The sequence below is a fragment of the Streptomyces sp. NBC_00443 genome, assembly GCF_036014175.1.
Taxonomy (GTDB): domain Bacteria; phylum Actinomycetota; class Actinomycetes; order Streptomycetales; family Streptomycetaceae; genus Streptomyces.
In genome coordinates, this window is record NZ_CP107917.1 from 5223990 (window position 1) to 5239648 (window position 15659).

A 15659-nucleotide genomic window follows, 5' to 3' on the forward strand; every position below is an offset into this window, starting at 1 on the left:
TCCAGTCCCGTTGCTTCCCACCTCTGTGCATCTCGCTGCCACCCTCCTAATATGACGGTCCGTCAGATCTGGAGGGAAGAGCCGGAGGCAAGAGCCATGGACGCCAGCTTCACCCCCGAGCAGGACGAGATCCGCCGCACCCTCCGCGAGCTGCTGCACAGCCGCTGCGGCCCCCGCGAACTGCGTTCCGCCGTCGACACCCCCGCCGGACACGACCCGGCCCTGTGGACCGCCCTCGCCGAACAGCTCGGCCTGCCCGGGCTCGCCCTTCCCGAGGCGTACGGCGGGGTCGGCTGCACGGCGACCGAACTCGCCCTCGCCTGCGAGGAGACGGGCCGCGCGCTGGTCCCGTCCCCGCTGCTCGCCACCGCCGTTCTCGCCGCACCCCTGATCGCCGCCCTCGGCACCGAGGCCCAGCGCGCCGCGCTGCTGCCCCGCCTGGCCTCCGGCGCGCTCACCTCCACCCTCGCCGTCCCGGGCACCGCGCTGGCCGCCGCGCTCGCCCTGACCGGCGGCAACGGGGGTGACTGGGCCGGCGGCGGACGGGCCGGCGGTGTGCAGGCGCGGCGGGTCGAGGGCGGGTGGCGGCTGTACGGGCAGGTCGACCAGGTGCTGGACGGGCACAGCGCGGGGCTGCTGCTGGTGGCCGCGCACGCCGGGGGTTCGCCCGGTCGCGGACGCTGCTGTTCCTGGTGCCGGGGGACGCGGCGGGGGTCGTACGGGTGCGGCAGACCGCCCTGGACGCCACCCGGCCGCAGGGGCGGGTGCAACTGCGGGACGTGGAAGCCGAGTTGCTGGGGAGGAGGACGGTACCGATGTGATGGGTGCACTGACCGGTGCGGGGGACGGGGTCGCCGCCGTCCTCGCCTGTGAGGCCGTGGGCGCCGCCGACCGGGCGCTGGAGCGCACCGTGGCGTACGTCGGACAGCGGGAGCAGTTCGGGCGGGCCATCGGGTCGTTCCAGGCGGTGAAGCACCGGCTGGCGGATGTGTACGTGCAGGTGCAGGCGGCACGCTCGGCGGCCTATTACGCAGCGTGGGCTGCAACGCCCCCGAGGGACGCGGCCCCACCCGCGGAGCGCCTCGCCCTCGCGCAGGCCCTGGAAGCGCTGCGGATCGCGTCCGCCGAGGGGATCCAGTTGCACGGCGGCATCGGTTTCACCTGGGAGCACGAGGCGCACCTGTACTTCAAGCGGGCCGCCGGCGACGAGCTGCTCTTCGGGCCGGTGCACCGGCTGCGGGCGCACGCGGCCGCCGAGGCCCGGCTCTTCGGGACATCCGCGGTGCGGGAGGTGGCGGTGTGATCGGCGTGCGGCTCGTGCAGAAGGTGTCGTCGACCCGGGGCTTCGCCAAGGTCGCCCCTCATCTGATCCCCGCGCTCGACCGTGCCGTCCACCGGCTCACCCGCGGGAAGGTGCTGCTCAGCGCCCAGATGCTGCCCGGCGTGATCCTGACCTCGACGGGCGCCCGCAGCGGGCTGCCGCGCCGCACGCCGCTCGCGTGCATGCCTGAGGACGGCGGCCGTACCTGGATCCTCATCGGCTCCAACTTCGGCCGCCCCGGCCACCCGGCCTGGACCGCCAACCTGCTGGCCCACCCGGACGCCGAGGTGAGCTGGAAGGGCACCGACATCCCCGTCACGGCCCGCCTGCTGGAGGGCGAGGAGCGGGCGGCCACCTGGAAGACGGTGCTCCGGTTCTGGCCGCCGTACGCGACGTATCAGACGCGGGTGGAGCGGGAGATCCGGCTCTTCAGGATCGTCCGCAAGGACGAGGAACCCGGGCGGCCGTGACCGCTACAGCGTCGCCAGGCGCTGTACCAGCAGGAAGGCCCCGATGCCGAGCATCGCCGCCCCGGACGTGCGGGTGACCGCTCGTGCCGCGGCCGGCCGGGCGCCGAGGACCGCGCGGGCGGCCAGGCCCACGGTCAGGTAGACGGCGGCGCAGCACGCCATGTGGAGCAGCCCGAGTACGGCGGTCTGGGCGGGGACCGGCAGGTGGTCGCCCTTGGTCACCAGGAACTGGGGCAGGACCGAGAGGTAGAGCAGCAGGCCCTTGGGGTTCAGGCCGCTGATCGTGGCGCCGCGCAGGAAGGCGCGGGCCGGGCTGCTCGGGGCCACGGCCTCCTCTGAGGTCTCCGGCGTGCCCGGGCGGCGCAGCACGCTCCAGCCCAGCCAGACCAGGTACGCGGCGCCGGCTGCCGTCAGCGCGGTCAGCAGACCCGGCTCGCCCGCCACCAGCACCGCGAGGCCGGCCACCGCGAGGACCGTGTGCAGCGCGTACCCGGTGACCAGACCCGTCACCGCCATCACCGGTGAGCGCTCGCGCAGCCCGGCGGAGATCGCGTACGCCCAGTCGGCGCCCGGTACGCAGACGAGCAGCAGGTCGATGGCGAGGAAGGAAAGGAGCAGTCCGGAGTCCATAGTGGGGATATTAGGCGGGAATGGCCCAAAAGTGTTGTCGAAGTTTGCTCATGATCGCGAGTTGTGAGCAAATATCTTCTTCATGGACGACGTGGACCGGAAGATTCTTGCCGAGCTGCAGCAGGACGGGCGGCTGACCGTGACCGAGCTGGCCGGGCGGGTGCGGCTGAGCGTCTCGCCGTGCCACCGGCGGCTGCGTGAACTGGAGCGCTCGGGGGCGATCAGCGGCTACCGGGCGGTGGTGGAGCCGGCGGCTGTGGGGCTGACCTTCGAGGCGCTGGTCTTCGTGTCCATGCGGCAGGAGGACCGGGACACGGTCGCCGAATTCGAGCGGGCGATCGCGGACATCCCCCATGTCCTGGACGCACAACGGCTGTTCGGCGAGCCCGACTACCTGCTGCGGGTGGCCACCGCCGACCTCGCCGCCTTCCAGCGGCTGTACGACGAGCGGCTGGCGACCCTGCCGGGGGTGCAGCGGCTCACCTCGACGCTGGTGATGAAGCACGTCGTACGGGATCGTCCGCTGCCCGGATAGGACGGCAGGCGGCGGCCCACGTCGGGTGAGCCACCGCCTGCCAGACAGGACTTGCTCAAAATCAGGGAGCTACTTGGTCGGCTTCTTGCCGGTCACACCCAGGTGCACCAACAGCGCGAGGTTCGGCTTGAGTTCGGCCTGCTTGACGCCCCAGGTCTGGAAGCCCTTCTGGTGCGAGGCCACCGCCGCGAGCATCGCGACGATCGAACCCGCGACCGCGGCGGGGTTGACGTCCTTGTCGACCTTGCCCTTGGCCTGCAACTGAGTGACCGATTCGGCCAGGGAGTTGTTGACCGAGTTCAGGATCTTCATACGGATCTTGTAGAAGCGTTTGTCCCCCTCGGACGCACCGAGGTCGACGACCCGCAGGATCGCATCGTTTCTCCGCCAGAACTCCAGGAACCCGTCGACGAGTTCCTGCGCCGTCTGCCAGCCGGCCTTGCCGACCCAGCTGCGGCCCTCGACGAGCTGGGTCAACCCGGCGCCCTCGGTGGCCATTTGCTCGGCGATCTCCAGGACGGCGCCCTCGACGTCCGGGAAGTACTGGTAGAAGGTGGCGGGCGAAGTGCCCGCCTTCCGGGCGACATCTATGACTTTGACGTCCCGGTACGGGGAGGAGCTGAGCATCTCGCTGAGGCAGTCGAGCAGCTTCTGCCGGGTCGCCTGCCCACGCCGGCCGGCCACGCGGCCGTCGACGGTACGCACTTGTCCTGTCATGTCGTCAGCTTACCGAGGCGTGATCGGGGCGCGATTCGGCCGACTGCAAATGGGGTGCACGGGCAGCGCGAGGCTGGTGTGCCTGGTCTGCGAGGTGCGTCGGGCGCCGTTACTTTTGCCGCATGGCCGAAAACAGGGCATCCGCGAACGGAACGGGATACACGGAGGGCGTTCCGTGCTGGGTCGAGGCGCAGCTCGCCGATGTACATGCGGGCAAGCGCTTCTACGGTGAGCTCTTCGGGTGGGACTTCGAGGACGCCTACGACTCCACCGTGTGGGCCCGGCTGGACGGCGACCGTGTGGCCGCTCTCTCCCGCAAGACGGACGGGCGGATGCCCACCGTGTGGACGGTGTACTTCGCCACCCCGGACGCGCGGGCGCTGACCGGGCGGATCCGCAGCGCAGGGGGACAGGTCGTCACCGCGCCCGTGGAGGCCGGGGCGGGTCTGGGGACGGCCGCGCTGGTCACCGACCCCGAGGGCGCCGTCTTCGGGCTGTGGCAGCAGGGCGAGCACCCGGGCTTCGAGCGCCGGCACGAGGTCGGCACCTTCGGCTGGGTGGAGCTGTACGCGCGCGACATCGAGGTCGCCAACGACTTCTACGGCGGGCTCTTCACCGACGCCCTGTTCGGGCCGGACGCGAAGCCGGACTTCGGGCGGGCGGCGGTCGCGGAGCGCTTCTCGGCGATGATGCCGCCCCACTTCCTCGTGCACTTCCGGGTCACGGACTGTGAGGAGATCCTCGGCACGGTGAACCGGCTCGGCGGGCGGATCCAGGTGCCGCCCTTCGAAACGTCGTACGGGAGGGCGGCCGTGGTGACCGACGATCAAGGGGCGTCCTTCGCGGTTCTGGAGCGGGTTCCCAAGGACTGACGGCACTCCTGCCTCCGGTGGCTCAGGCGTCCCACTATGCGAAACCGCGCTTCCGCGGGGCGGCGGGCTGTGGTTTTGTCCCAAGACACCCCGTTCCGCCCGCGGGTTCGCCACCACGCCTCCGGACAGGAAGAATCGGGGTGCGTGCCGCCAAGGCGGTGCGGTGGTGAGACGCTGCACGGGGTCGCGTACATAAGCGGGTGACGGGGCCCGTACGGGGAGGTGGCAGGCAAGTGGTGGATCAGCTGACGCAGCACGATCCGCGCAGGATCGGGCCGTTCGAGGTGCTCGGACGGCTGGGTGCCGGCGGCATGGGGCTGGTCTATCTTGCGCGCTCGGCGTCCGGGCGGCGCGTGGCGATCAAGACGGTCCGTACGGAACTCGCCGAGGACCAGCTGTTCCGCGTCCGCTTCACCCGTGAGGTGGAGGCGGCCCGGGCGGTCTCCGGCTTCTACACGGCCGCGGTCGTCGACGCCGACCCGCGGGCGGCCGTGCCGTGGCTGGCCACCGCGTACGTCCCCGCGCCCTCCCTCGAGGAGATAGTGAACGAGTGCGGGCCGCTCCCGGCCCAGGCGGTGCGCTGGCTGGCGGCGGGCGTGGCGGAGGCCCTGCAGTCGATCCACGGCGCCGGTCTCGTCCACCGCGACCTCAAGCCGTCCAACGTGCTCGTGGTCGAGGACGGCCCCAGAGTCATCGACTTCGGTATCGCGTCCGGCGTGTCGAACACGCGTTTGACCATGACCAACGTCGCCGTCGGCACCCCCGCCTACATGTCGCCCGAGCAGGCGAAGGACTCCCGCAGCGTGACCGGCGCGAGCGACGTCTTCTCGCTCGGCTCGATGCTGGTGTTCGCCGCCACCGGACACCCGCCCTTCCACGGCGCCAACCCCGTCGAGACGGTCTTCATGCTGCTGCGCGAGGGCCCCGACCTCGAAGGCCTCCCGGACGAGCTGCGCCCGCTGATCGAGTCCCTGATGCAGATGGAGGCCACGGGCCGCCCCAACCCGGCCGACCTCCAGGCCCAGCTGGCACCCCACCTCTTCGGCTCCGGCTCCGACGACAGCGGTACGGCGTCCGCGTGGCTGCCCGAGCGGGCGGTGGGCCTGATCGAGGCGCGGCGCGGCGGCCGTCCGGCCCTGAAGCCCTCGCCGTCCTCCGGCCGCAGCGGCGGCCGCATCGCCCCCGCGCCGGTTCCGCCGCCGCCCGCGCACGACCCGGCGGTTCCGGGCCCGCAGCCGGCGCCCGTACCGGTCGGCGCCCCCGACACCGGCCCGGTGCGGCTGGCCGGCGCCGCGGTCCCCATCGGCCCCGGCCCCCGCGTCGCCGACGCCCGCGCCGCCGCCATGCAGGCGCCCCCGCCGGAAGCCGGCCTCGTCGCCTCCTGGTCCAAACCCCGCCCCGGCGTCAACGGCACGGGCCCCGCTGTCGGCCCCGCCGTACCGGCACCACCGCCGGCGTCCCCCGAACCGGCCGGCTGGCGGCCCTGGCGTTTCCGCATGTCGAACGACGTCTGGGGCACACCTTCCGTCGCCGACGACCTCGTCTACGTCACCTCCTTCGAGGTGCACGCCCTGGATGTGGCCACCGGCCGACGGCGCTTCAAGACGCGGGACGTCGCCTGGTCGATGGCGGTCGCCGACGGCCGTATCCACGCCTCCGACGGTCCGACCCTGTTCGCCCTGGACTGCCGCGAGGGCGCCGACCTCTGGCGCCTGCAGACGGACGCCTGGGTGTACTCCCTCAAGGCCGAGCGCGGCACGGTCATCACCGGCACGCGCGGCGGCGGCGTCCAGGCCTGGGAGGCCTCCAACGGCCAGAAGCTGTGGGAGATCACCGGGGCGCAGAGCGACTTCGAGTCCCCGGAGGCCGGACCGGCGCTGTACGACGGCACGGTGTACGTCTGGCAGGACGCCCGGCTGAAGGCCCTGGACGCGCGGACGGGCGACGAGCGCTGGTCGTACCCCATCGGCGACGCCGCCTCCTGCGGCGGGGTGCCGGTGCGGGTGGCGCAGGCGCACGACGGCTTTGTGTACGTGTCCGCCGGGACACGTGTGCTCGCGCTCGACGTGGTGAGCGGCCTGGTCCGCTGGCACTTCGAGGCCCCGGCGGTCTTCCTGTGCCCGCCGGCCTTCGTGCCGGGCCCGGCGGTGACCGGCGGCGGTGTGTACCTCGCGGACTACCTCGGCACGGTCTACGCCCTGGACGCCACCGACGGCCGCGACCGCTGGCGCATCGCCACCGAGGCCCGCGCCTCGATCGATCCGGTGCTGGTGGCCGGGGGCCACGTCCACGTCGGCAGCGGCAAGGGGCTTTACACCCTGGACGCCGTCACCGGGACGCCGAAGTGGCGCTTCCAGGCGGGCGGCGACATCGTGGGCGCGCCTTCGGTGGCGGAGGGCCGGATCCACTTCGGCTCCACCGACCATCTGCTGTACACCCTGAAGGCCGACGACGGCCGCCTGCGCTGGAAGCTGGCCACCGGCGGCGAGATCACCGGCTCGCCCGTGGTGCAGGACGGCGTCGTGTACGCGTGCAGCAAGGATCGCTGTGTGTACGCCCTGGACGCCGAGAAGGGCACGGGCACGGCCCGCACCGCGTAGGCGGCGCGGATCCGGACGACGGCCGTCCGTAAAGGGCGGCCATCTTCACCGCTCTTGCACGAGACGTGACGCCGGGTAAGCGGTTCCTGCCGCGGGGCCGCTGCTAGCGTGACGTGCTCACGATCACGACAACGGGGGTTGACCACGTGAAGCTTCGCCATGTCCGCGCCGTGGCCGTCTGCGTGGGGGTCGTCGTGGCCCTGACGGGCGCACGGCACTCCAGCGGCGGCGGCTGCGACAGCAGCTCGAACTCCAGCAGCTCGTCGAGCAGTTCGGGCGGCACGAGCGGCGGCAGCACGCACTACGACGATGACGACGACTACGACGTGGGGTCGTCATCCGGTGGCGGTGTGGAGAGCGAGGGGCCGTCCGCGGAGGACACCACGGACGTGAAGATCGAGAAGTGCGAGTACGACGCGGCCAAGGGACTCATCGCGCGCGTCAGCGCCGCCAACAGCAGTGCGACGACGACGTACTCCTACACGTTCGACGTCATCTTCAAGGATTCCACCGGCAAGGAGCTGGACACCGCCACCTCCGGGATCCTGACCGTCGACGCCGGCGCCACCGAGTCCACCGACGTCGTCGCCCGGCAGACGGCCTCCGGTAGTGGCACCTGCGAACTGAGCAACGCGCTGCGGATGTCCGACTCCTACTAGGTCACCGCGTCCTGAACCCGCGGCGCCGCGTCCGGAACAGCTCCGCCTGCCGTTCCCCCGGCAGGTTGCCGAGGGCGATCAGGTGCGGCGCCTGCGCGAAGGCGTGGGCCAGGGCGGCCTCCTTGGCCGCCCACAGCGCACGTACGGTCCCCTGCACACCCTCCGCCTGATACCCGGCGATGACGGCGGCGCAGTCGACCGCGGCGGCCAACGCCTCGCCGGGCTCGGTGACTTCGGACACGAACCCGATCTCGTGCGCCCGCCGCGCCGACATCCGCTCCGCGCTCCCCATGAGCGCCATCCGAGCCGCCTCTCCGTACGGCATGCGCAGCGCCGTCAGCATCGACTCGTAGGCGCTGACCATGCCGTAGGTGGTGTGCGGGTCGAAGAAGGTGGCGCTCGGTTCGGCGACGAGGAAGTCCGCCTCTCCCAGGAGGTAGAAGGCGCCCCCGCAGGCCATGCCCCGCACGGCGGCGACGACGGGCTTCCACAGGTCGTTCGCCTTCGGCCCGACCCGCAACAGCGGATCGTCGCTCATGTACGGCGAGTCGGGCTGCGGGACGATGGCCTCCCGGTCCAGCCCGGTGCAGAAGGCCCGCTCCCCGGCCCCGGTGAGCACGACGGCCCGCACGGTGTCGTCGAAGCGCAACTCCCGCCACACCGCCACCAGCTCGTCCCGCATGGCGAGGTCGATGGCGTTGAGGCGATGCGGCCGGTCGAGGGTGACGACGGCGACGCCGGTGCCCTTGTCGGTCCCGGTCCGGACGGCGGGGCTCACGACCGCTCCAGGACCCACTGCGGAAGGCCGGCCCCGCTGAAGACGGCCTGGACCTTGGCGCCGATGCGGATCCGGTCCGGGGGGAAAGAGTCGAGAGGGGCGCCGGATTCCGTGACGAGGTTGCCGACCAGGCGGATGCGGGGCACGTCGGCGAGTTCGACGACCACGACGTTGTACGGCGCCTGCTCCGCGTAGTCCGGCAGGAGAGGCGGATGGGGGACGACGTACGACCAGATCCGGCCGTGCCCGCCGACCTGCCGCCACTCGCTCGCGAAGGACTGGCAGTGCGGGCAGCAGGGGCGGGGCGGGAAGCGGAGTTCGCCGCAGTCGGGGCAGGCCTGGATGCGCAGCTCGCCCTGGGCGGCGTACTGCCAGAAGGGGGCGCCGTCGGGGTCGGTGACGGGGGAGAGCATCCTTCGATCAACTCCTCAGGAGCAGCGCGGAGGTGGGGACGCCTTCGCCGGCGGTGACGAGACAGGTGGCGGCGTCGGGGACCTGCGCGGTGCTGGTGCCGCGCAGCTGCTTGACGCCTTCGTTGATGAGGTTGAAGCCGTGGACGTAGGCCTCGCTGAGCCCGCCGCCCCCAGTGTTGAGAGGCAGCAGCCCGCCGATCTCCAGGGCGCCCCCTTCCGTGAACGCCCCGCCCTCGCCCCGCCCGCAGAAGCCGTACCCCTCCAGCGAGAGCGGTATGAGAGCGGTGAACGCGTCGTAGATCTGGGCGACGTCCACATCCTGTGGAGTGAAGTCGGAGTGCTTCCACAGGTGCCGGGCGGCGGTCCACGCGGGTCCGGTGAGCGGGTCGTCGTTCCAGTAGTTGACCATGCCGTGGTGCTGGGCGGGCAGCCCCTGGGCGGCCGAGTGGACGTAGACGGGCTTGTGCCGGCAGTCCCGGGCACGCTCCCGGCTGACGATCACGCACGCCAGGGCCCCGTCCGTCTCCAGGCAGTTGTCGAAGAGGCAGAGGGGCTCGCTGATCCACCGGGAGGTCATGTACATCTCGCGGGTCAGGGGCCGTTCGTACATCACCGCGGCGGGGTTCTGGTTGGCCCGGTTCCGGCAGGCGAGGGCGACGTTGAAGAGGTGATCACGCGTCGCGCCGTACTCGTGCATGTAGCGGCGGGCGAGCATGGCGATCTCGTCGACGGGGCGCAGGAGGCCGTACGGCCGGGTCCACTGGGCCGGCGTGGGCAGTTGGGCGGTGGTGTTGCGCCAGGGCCGGGGCCCGCTGCCCCGCTTCCTGGACCGCCAGGCGACCCCGACCGTGGCCTGCCCGGCCGCGATGGCGGCGGCGAGATGCGCGACGGTGGCACACGAACCGCCGCCCCCGTACCCCACCTTGCTGAAGAAGGTGAGGTCCCCGAAGCCGACGGCCTTCGCCAGCTCGACCTCGTCGGTCTCCTCCATGGTGTAGCTGGCGAGCGCGTCGACCTCGCCCGGCGCTATTCCGGCGTCGTCCAGGGCGGCCACCACGGCACGGCAGGCGAGGGTTCTCTCGTCCTCGCCGAGCCGCTTGGCGAAGGGCGTCTGTCCGATGCCGACGATCGCGGTGGCGTCCTTGAGTCCGTTGACTCCGGTCATGCTGCGAGCACCTCCGCATGCTGAAGCGGCTGCTGACAGGGCGTCAGGCTACAGCTAATCTGACGGAGAGTCAGCTACTGGGTCTGGAGGCCGTGGTGCGCGGTGACTTGGAGTGGGCCAGCATCCCGGAACTCGTCCGGTCCGCGGCCGAGCGGTACGCGGACGTCGAGGCCGTGGTCGAGGGCCGCACGCGGATCTCGTACGCCGAACTGGGCGCCCGCGTCGAGCGTTCGGCGGCGGCCTGCCTGGCGAACGGCGTCTCGCCCGGCGACCGGGTCGCCATCTGGGCCCCCAACACGCTCGACTGGATCGTGTCGGCGCTGGGCGCGGTGTCGGCCGGGGCGGTGCTGGTGCCGCTGAACACCCGCTTCAAGGGCACCGAGGCGGCCGATGTGCTGCGGAGGAGCGGGGCGCGGCTGCTGTTCGTGACGGGCACGTTCCTGGGGACGTCGTATGTGGCGTCGCTGCGCAGGGCCGTCGCGGAGGGGCCGGGGCTGCCCGAGCTGCGGCAGGTGGTCGTGCTGTCGGACGACGCCCCGGCGGACTTCCGTACCTGGAAGGACTTCCTGGCGAGCGGGGACGGGGTGAGCGCCGTGGACGTACGCGCTCGGGCCGAGGCCGTGGACGGCTCCTGCCCCTCGGACATCGTCTTCACGTCCGGCACGACGGGCCGCCCGAAGGGCGCGGTGATCACCCACGCCCAGACCCTGCGCGCCTACGAGGTGTGGAGCGACCTGGCGGGACTGCGGCAGGGCGACCGCTACCTCATCGTGAACCCCTTCTTCCACACCTTCGGCTACAAGGCCGGGGTGATCGCCTGTCTGATGCGGGGCGCGACGATGATTCCCCAGCCCGTCTTCAACGTCGGCACGGCCCTGGCGAACATCGCGGCGGAACGGGTGTCGGTCCTGCCGGGCCCGCCCACCCTGCACCAGTCCCTCCTGGACCATCCGGCCCGCGATGCCCACGACCTCTCGGCGCTGCGGCTCGTGGTGACGGGCGCGGCGGTCGTACCCCTGCAACTGGTGGAGCGCCTGCGCGGGGAACTCGGCGTCGAGACCGTCCTCACGGCATACGGCCTCTCCGAGGCCAGCGGCATCGTGACGATGTGCCGGCGCGGCGACGACCCGATGGTGATCGCGTCCACGTCGGGCCGCGCGATCCAGGGCACCGAGGTGCGGGTGGCCGGCCCGACGGGAGAACCGGCGCCCGCCGGCACCCCCGGCGAGGTCCTGGTCCGTGGCTTCAACGTGATGCGCGGCTACTACGAGGACGAGGCGGCCACCGCGGAAGTGCTGACGGAGGACGGCTGGCTGCGCACCGGGGACGTGGGCGTGCTGGACGAGGCGGGCAACCTGCACATCACCGACCGCATCAAGGACATGTACATCGTCGGCGGCTTCAACGCCTACCCGGCAGAGATAGAGCGGCTCCTGGGCCTGCATCCAGGCGTCGCGGACGTGGCGGTGATCGGCGTCCCCGACGCGCGGCTGGGGGAGGTCGGGAAGGCGTACGTGGTGCGGCGGCCCGGGGCGGTGCTCACCGGGGACGACCTGATCGCCTGGGCGCGGCGGGAGATGGCGAACTACAAGGTGCCGCGGGAGGTGGAGTTCCTGGGGGAGCTGCCGCGGAACGCGAGCGGCAAAGTGGTGAAGGGGGAGTTGCGGGGCGGGGCGGCGCAGCGCCGCTCGGGCTAGGACCCCGCGGGGCGGCCGTCCCTCAGGTCGCCGCACCGACGCGCTGGGGCCCGTGCCGGGGCCGCTTCACCTGCGCCGGGACCGCGGTCGTGGGCCGGTCGGACCCGCGGCGCCACCCGGCCGGCGCCTCGGCCATGACGACGGCGAGCACGCACCACATGAGGACATCGATCCGGTCCAGGTTGGCCGGGTGGTCCATCATGCTCGCCAGGAAGAACCCGGTCAGCGAGGCCAGCCCGACCGTCCCGATGACCGACTTGGCGAGGGCGGCGCGGGCCGCGCAGGACACGGCGACGACGGCCACCGCGGTCATGGCGAGGAGCCCGAGAGGCCCCGTCTCCACCAGCCAGTTGAGCCAGAGGTTGTGCGCGTGGACGAAGACCCGCTCGCCCGGCGCGGTGGCGGATATGACGGCACCGGAGCGCCCGAGTCCGACGCCGAGGGGGTTGTCGGCGGCGATCCGCAGGGCGGCTTCCCACGCCTGTCCCCGCACACCCAGCGCGTTCCCGGCCCGGGACACGGCCCAGATGACACCGGCCGCCGCGAGCAGGGCCACGGCACCCAGGGCGGCGAACAGCCGGCGCTGCGCCCGGTCGGCGAGCCGGGGCGCCAGCCAGTAGGCGCCGCCGAGCACGAGAAGCCCGGCGGCAGCGGCGACGTACCCGGCACGCGAGAAGGTGGTCAGCAGGGCCCCGTATCCGGTGACGACCAGCACCACGATCGCCGTACGGGCCGTCCGCTCGTCCACGCACACGGCGGCGAGCAGCGCAAACGGCAGGAGCAGCACCAGGAAGGCGGCCAGCAGGTTCGGGTTGGAGAAGGTCCCGGTGGCCCGGATGAGGATGCCGTCGCCGCCCGCGTCACAGGCCACGTCGGTGAGCAGCCCCGTCCGGCAGAAGCCGGTCGGTGTCTCGTTGGTCACCTGGGAGAAGGCAGTGGTGGAGGCCGCCGTGACGCCGGCCAGCGCGAGGATCCCGATCGCCCGCCACGACTCGGTCTGCGTCCGGCGCACTCCGACGACCAGGTAGTAGCAGCACACGACGGTCAGCAGGCCGCGCAGCGGCGCCGTGGCGTGCCCGCCGTGGTACGTCGCCGCCCCCGCGGCCACGACCAACAGGCCGATCGGCACGTCCAGTCGCGTCCGGAAGTCCCGCAGCCGGGCCCGCGCCCGTCCCCGCACGGGAACGACGAGGGCGATCAGGCCGGCCAGCAGGGCGAGCCGCGTCGGAGTGACGATCCCGACGACCGACTCGACGGGGTCGTCGGGAAAGAAGTCGGTGCCCGAGTCGAGCAGCACGACAGCCACCGCGCCCAGCGGCACGAACTGAACGAACCTGACGATCGCCGACGGCCGCCCGGGACCGGCCGGCACGCTCTGGTCGGATGCCATGGCACCCGAGCGTGGCGGCCGGGTGCGACGGTTGGGTGTCGGGAGGGGGAACGGGGCACAGAGCCTTGGCGGACGCCGGTCCCGCTTCTGGCTCGGGCGGGGGCGATTGGCAGAGGAGCCCCCATCGAACATCCCGCCAGAGCGCGTAGTTGGGCCTCACGCTGACACAGATCCGCCAATCAACCCTGGCGGGTCGCACGGACCCGCCCCGAAGCGGCCTGCCCCGGCATTCAGCGCGGCACGGATCTCGCGGATCATCTGTAGAGGCCGATGGAAGACGTCCTCGGCGGTATAGCGCAGTAGGCTCCGCACCTCCGGACTCTGGGCGAGCTGGTTGAAGCGGGCCACGTCACGGCGATGGGCGTCACGGGTGCCGTGATAGGCGTAGCCCTCGATCTCGATCGCCAGTCCCTCGGCCCGGAAGAGAAAGTCGAGATAGCGGCGACGGCCGTCGGGGGTACGCACCTCGGCCTGAGTTTCGGGACGGAGGCCGGCGTCGTGCATGTGCAGGCGGGCGATCGTCTCCGCGGGTGAGCCGGAGCGGGGGTCGAGCAACACCAGCCACTCCTGGGCCCTGCCGGCACCGAGAAGCGGGGCCTCCAAGGCCACGGCAAGGGAAGCCGGCGCGATGAGCGGGGCGCGGCGTGCGCCGCCGACCCTGCGGTAGGTGAGTGCGGACTCCACAGCAACGAGCGCGTTGTCCCTCGGGCCGGCTCGGAGGAGGTCGGCGAGGGTGCGAGGGACCTCGGTGACGCGCAGGCCGGACCGCTCGACGACCTCGACCTGCGGGAGGGGGATGCGGTGGACCCGTACCCCGGCGAAGCCCTGCCGGGCGCTGAGCCCGGGGTCGGTGAATTCCAGAGGGCATGGACGCCGTGGATCCTCGGCCGGCCCACCGCGGCCCGGCCTCCCGCCGTCCAGTGTCTCGATCTGCCAAAGGCGAGCAGCCGAGCCATGGCTCACGACGAGCTGCCGCCTGACCAGCTGGGCCGCCTTCAGCCGTACGACGAGGTCGACTTCCCTCCCCGGTTCTGCCCATGCGCCGCCCTGAACGCGGGCCCACCCCTCCGAGCGGAGCCGCCGGAAGAGGGACGCCCGAGGCCAGCCGGCTTCCAGCGCCCGCGAGGTCAACAACACACCGCCGTCGACGAGCGCCCTCAAGTCCTTGCGTTCCACGCCCCCACTGTCCCGAAGGCAGTACCGCTCCCGCCCAGCCCTGTGGATAACTCGGCGGCGAGGCCCTGAGGAACCGGAGATGAGCCGGAGATAGGCAGTTTTGTTCCACCCCAGCCGGCGAATCCTGGGCCATCACGTGACGCACGTGGCACGGGCCTGCCATTCACACCGCGTCAGCGCTTGATCTCCGTGACGAAGGCCGTCCAGGCGGAGAGGGGGAACACGAGCGCGGGGCCCTCGTCCTCGGCCGTCTTGGAGTCGCGGACGGGGACGATGCCGGGGAGGCCCTCGGCGATCTCGACGCAGTTTCCGCCGTCCCCGTTGCTGTAACTGCTCTTCCTCCAGCGCACAGTGCTCAAGTCAAAGGCGGTGTTTGCCATTTCGGTAGTCCCCAGCCGCTTCCTCGATCATGGCGAGGGACGCCTCCGGCGGCAGAGCGGCGGCCCTGAGCCGATCGTACGACTTGCGGTACTGCTTCACGAGGGCCGGATCGTCGATGGTGTCACCGCTGTAAGCGGCCTCCGTGTAGACGAGGGGTGGGGCGTCGGGGAACGTCATGACCGTAACGGCGCCCAGCATCAGAGGATGCGCCCCGCAGTTCCACGGAAGGACCTGTGGAGTGATCCGTCGCCGACGCGCCAACTCCGCGATCTGGTCGAGCTGCTCGGCCATATCCGCCGGCGGAAGGATCGGCAGCCGCAGCAGCGACTCGTGCAGGATCGCCCAGTACTCGGGCGTCGCGTGGTCCTCGTCGAAGAGGTGGGCCCGCTCGAGACGGGCGTTCACCTTCGCGTCCGTCTTCTCCTGCGCTTCGAGAGGGTGTGTCGCTCGTACGACCGCGTGGGCGTAGGCCTTGGTCTGAAGCAGGCCGGGGATGAGGGTCGGGCACCACTCCTCGATGGCCTCGGCGTGTTTCTCGGCCTCCAGCACCTTCTCGAAGTACGAGGCGTGTCCCTTCCTTCGGGCCTTGCGCACGTCCTCGCAGCGGCGTTCGAAGAAGCCGTCGGTCTGCAGCACCTGGTCCACGTGCTCGGCCAGATCGCGGGGCATCCGGCGCTCGCCCCGTTCGATCTCACTCAGGTGACTCTGGCCGTAGAAGCTGCCCTCGACCAACCGCTGAAGTGTGAGCCCTGCTTCCTCCCGCTTCCACCGCAACTCCTTGCCGTAGAAGCACGGGACGCTTTCCGAGCCGTCGATGTCCTTGCGCCGCACCATGATCTGCCGCCACCCACTCCA

At 71.8% G+C, this 15659-nt stretch carries 15 protein-coding genes and 1 pseudogene; 7 read left to right on the forward strand and 9 right to left on the reverse strand.

Annotated features, from left to right (window positions below):
- Window positions 1-96: 96 nt before the first annotated feature.
- Both OHO27_RS23740 and OHO27_RS23745 read left to right on the forward strand, forming a co-directional pair.
- A pseudogene (locus tag OHO27_RS23740) lies at window positions 97-1303 on the forward strand (acyl-CoA dehydrogenase family protein).
- Complete coding sequence (locus tag OHO27_RS23745) at window positions 1300-1791, forward strand: nitroreductase family deazaflavin-dependent oxidoreductase (protein WP_328426998.1); 492 nt, start codon at window positions 1300-1302, stop codon at window positions 1789-1791. Before OHO27_RS23740 ends, OHO27_RS23745 begins: the two are co-directional and overlap by 4 nt.
- Before the next feature lie 3 nt (window positions 1792-1794).
- Here the strand turns inward: OHO27_RS23745 and OHO27_RS23750 are convergent, their stop codons facing one another.
- Complete coding sequence (locus OHO27_RS23750) at window positions 1795-2421, reverse strand: LysE family translocator (RefSeq protein WP_328426999.1); 627 nt, start codon at window positions 2419-2421, stop codon at window positions 1795-1797.
- Between the two features lie 82 nt (window positions 2422-2503).
- On the opposite strand from OHO27_RS23750, the gene OHO27_RS23755 reads away from it, so the two are divergent.
- Complete coding sequence (locus tag OHO27_RS23755; RefSeq protein ID WP_328427000.1) at window positions 2504-2956, forward strand: Lrp/AsnC family transcriptional regulator; 453 nt, start codon at window positions 2504-2506, stop codon at window positions 2954-2956.
- A 69-nt stretch (window positions 2957-3025) separates the two neighbouring features.
- On the opposite strand, the gene OHO27_RS23760 is transcribed toward OHO27_RS23755, so the two are convergent.
- The gene (locus OHO27_RS23760) at window positions 3026-3673 is read right to left on the reverse strand and encodes a TetR family transcriptional regulator (protein ID WP_328427001.1); all 648 of its coding nucleotides are present in this window, start codon (window positions 3671-3673) and stop codon (window positions 3026-3028) included.
- Between the two features lie 122 nt (window positions 3674-3795).
- On the opposite strand from OHO27_RS23760, the gene OHO27_RS23765 reads away from it, so the two are divergent.
- The 3 genes from OHO27_RS23765 to OHO27_RS23775 all read left to right on the forward strand — a co-directional run bounded on the left by OHO27_RS23765 (window position 3796) and on the right by OHO27_RS23775 (window position 7804).
- Window positions 3796-4545 (forward strand): VOC family protein, encoded by a 750-nt coding sequence (locus tag OHO27_RS23765; protein ID WP_328427002.1) that lies wholly within the window; start codon window positions 3796-3798, stop codon window positions 4543-4545.
- 233 nt (window positions 4546-4778) lie between these two features.
- A complete protein-coding gene (locus OHO27_RS23770; protein ID WP_328427003.1) occupies window positions 4779-7145 on the forward strand; it encodes a serine/threonine-protein kinase in 2367 nt (788 codons plus the stop codon).
- 146 nt (window positions 7146-7291) lie between these two features.
- Window positions 7292-7804 (forward strand): hypothetical protein, encoded by a 513-nt coding sequence (locus OHO27_RS23775; RefSeq protein ID WP_328427004.1) that lies wholly within the window; start codon window positions 7292-7294, stop codon window positions 7802-7804.
- 1 nt (window position 7805) lies between these two features.
- Here OHO27_RS23775 and OHO27_RS23780 read toward each other — a convergent pair whose 3' ends face one another.
- From OHO27_RS23780 to OHO27_RS23790, 3 genes are read right to left on the reverse strand one after another with little or no spacing between them, the layout of a single operon-like run.
- Entirely contained in the window at window positions 7806-8582 is a 777-nt protein-coding gene (locus tag OHO27_RS23780) for an enoyl-CoA hydratase/isomerase family protein (RefSeq protein ID WP_328427005.1), read from the reverse strand.
- On the reverse strand, window positions 8579-8995 hold the full coding sequence (locus OHO27_RS23785; RefSeq protein ID WP_328427006.1) for a Zn-ribbon domain-containing OB-fold protein: 417 nt from the start codon (window positions 8993-8995) through the stop codon (window positions 8579-8581). Before OHO27_RS23785 ends, OHO27_RS23780 begins: the two co-directional genes overlap by 4 nt.
- A gap of 7 nt (window positions 8996-9002) precedes the next feature.
- Complete coding sequence (locus OHO27_RS23790; RefSeq protein ID WP_328427007.1) at window positions 9003-10160, reverse strand: lipid-transfer protein; 1158 nt, start codon at window positions 10158-10160, stop codon at window positions 9003-9005.
- A gap of 95 nt (window positions 10161-10255) precedes the next feature.
- Between OHO27_RS23790 and OHO27_RS23795 the strand changes: the two genes are divergently transcribed.
- Window positions 10256-11857, forward strand: coding sequence for a FadD3 family acyl-CoA ligase (locus tag OHO27_RS23795; protein ID WP_328427008.1), 1602 nt, complete (start codon window positions 10256-10258; stop codon window positions 11855-11857).
- 22 nt (window positions 11858-11879) lie between these two features.
- On the opposite strand, the gene OHO27_RS23800 is transcribed toward OHO27_RS23795, so the two are convergent.
- The 4 genes from OHO27_RS23800 to OHO27_RS23815 all read right to left on the reverse strand — a co-directional run bounded on the left by OHO27_RS23800 (window position 11880) and on the right by OHO27_RS23815 (window position 15638).
- A complete protein-coding gene (locus OHO27_RS23800; RefSeq protein WP_328427009.1) occupies window positions 11880-13247 on the reverse strand; it encodes an O-antigen ligase family protein in 1368 nt (455 codons plus the stop codon).
- A gap of 156 nt (window positions 13248-13403) precedes the next feature.
- On the reverse strand, window positions 13404-14423 hold the full coding sequence (locus tag OHO27_RS23805; protein WP_328427010.1) for a hypothetical protein: 1020 nt from the start codon (window positions 14421-14423) through the stop codon (window positions 13404-13406).
- A gap of 173 nt (window positions 14424-14596) precedes the next feature.
- The gene (locus OHO27_RS23810) at window positions 14597-14803 is read right to left on the reverse strand and encodes a DUF397 domain-containing protein (protein ID WP_328427011.1); all 207 of its coding nucleotides are present in this window, start codon (window positions 14801-14803) and stop codon (window positions 14597-14599) included.
- Window positions 14784-15638 (reverse strand): helix-turn-helix domain-containing protein, encoded by an 855-nt coding sequence (locus OHO27_RS23815; RefSeq protein ID WP_328430523.1) that lies wholly within the window; start codon window positions 15636-15638, stop codon window positions 14784-14786. The genes OHO27_RS23810 and OHO27_RS23815 overlap by 20 nt, the downstream gene beginning before the upstream one ends.
- Window positions 15639-15659: the final 21 nt, after the last annotated feature.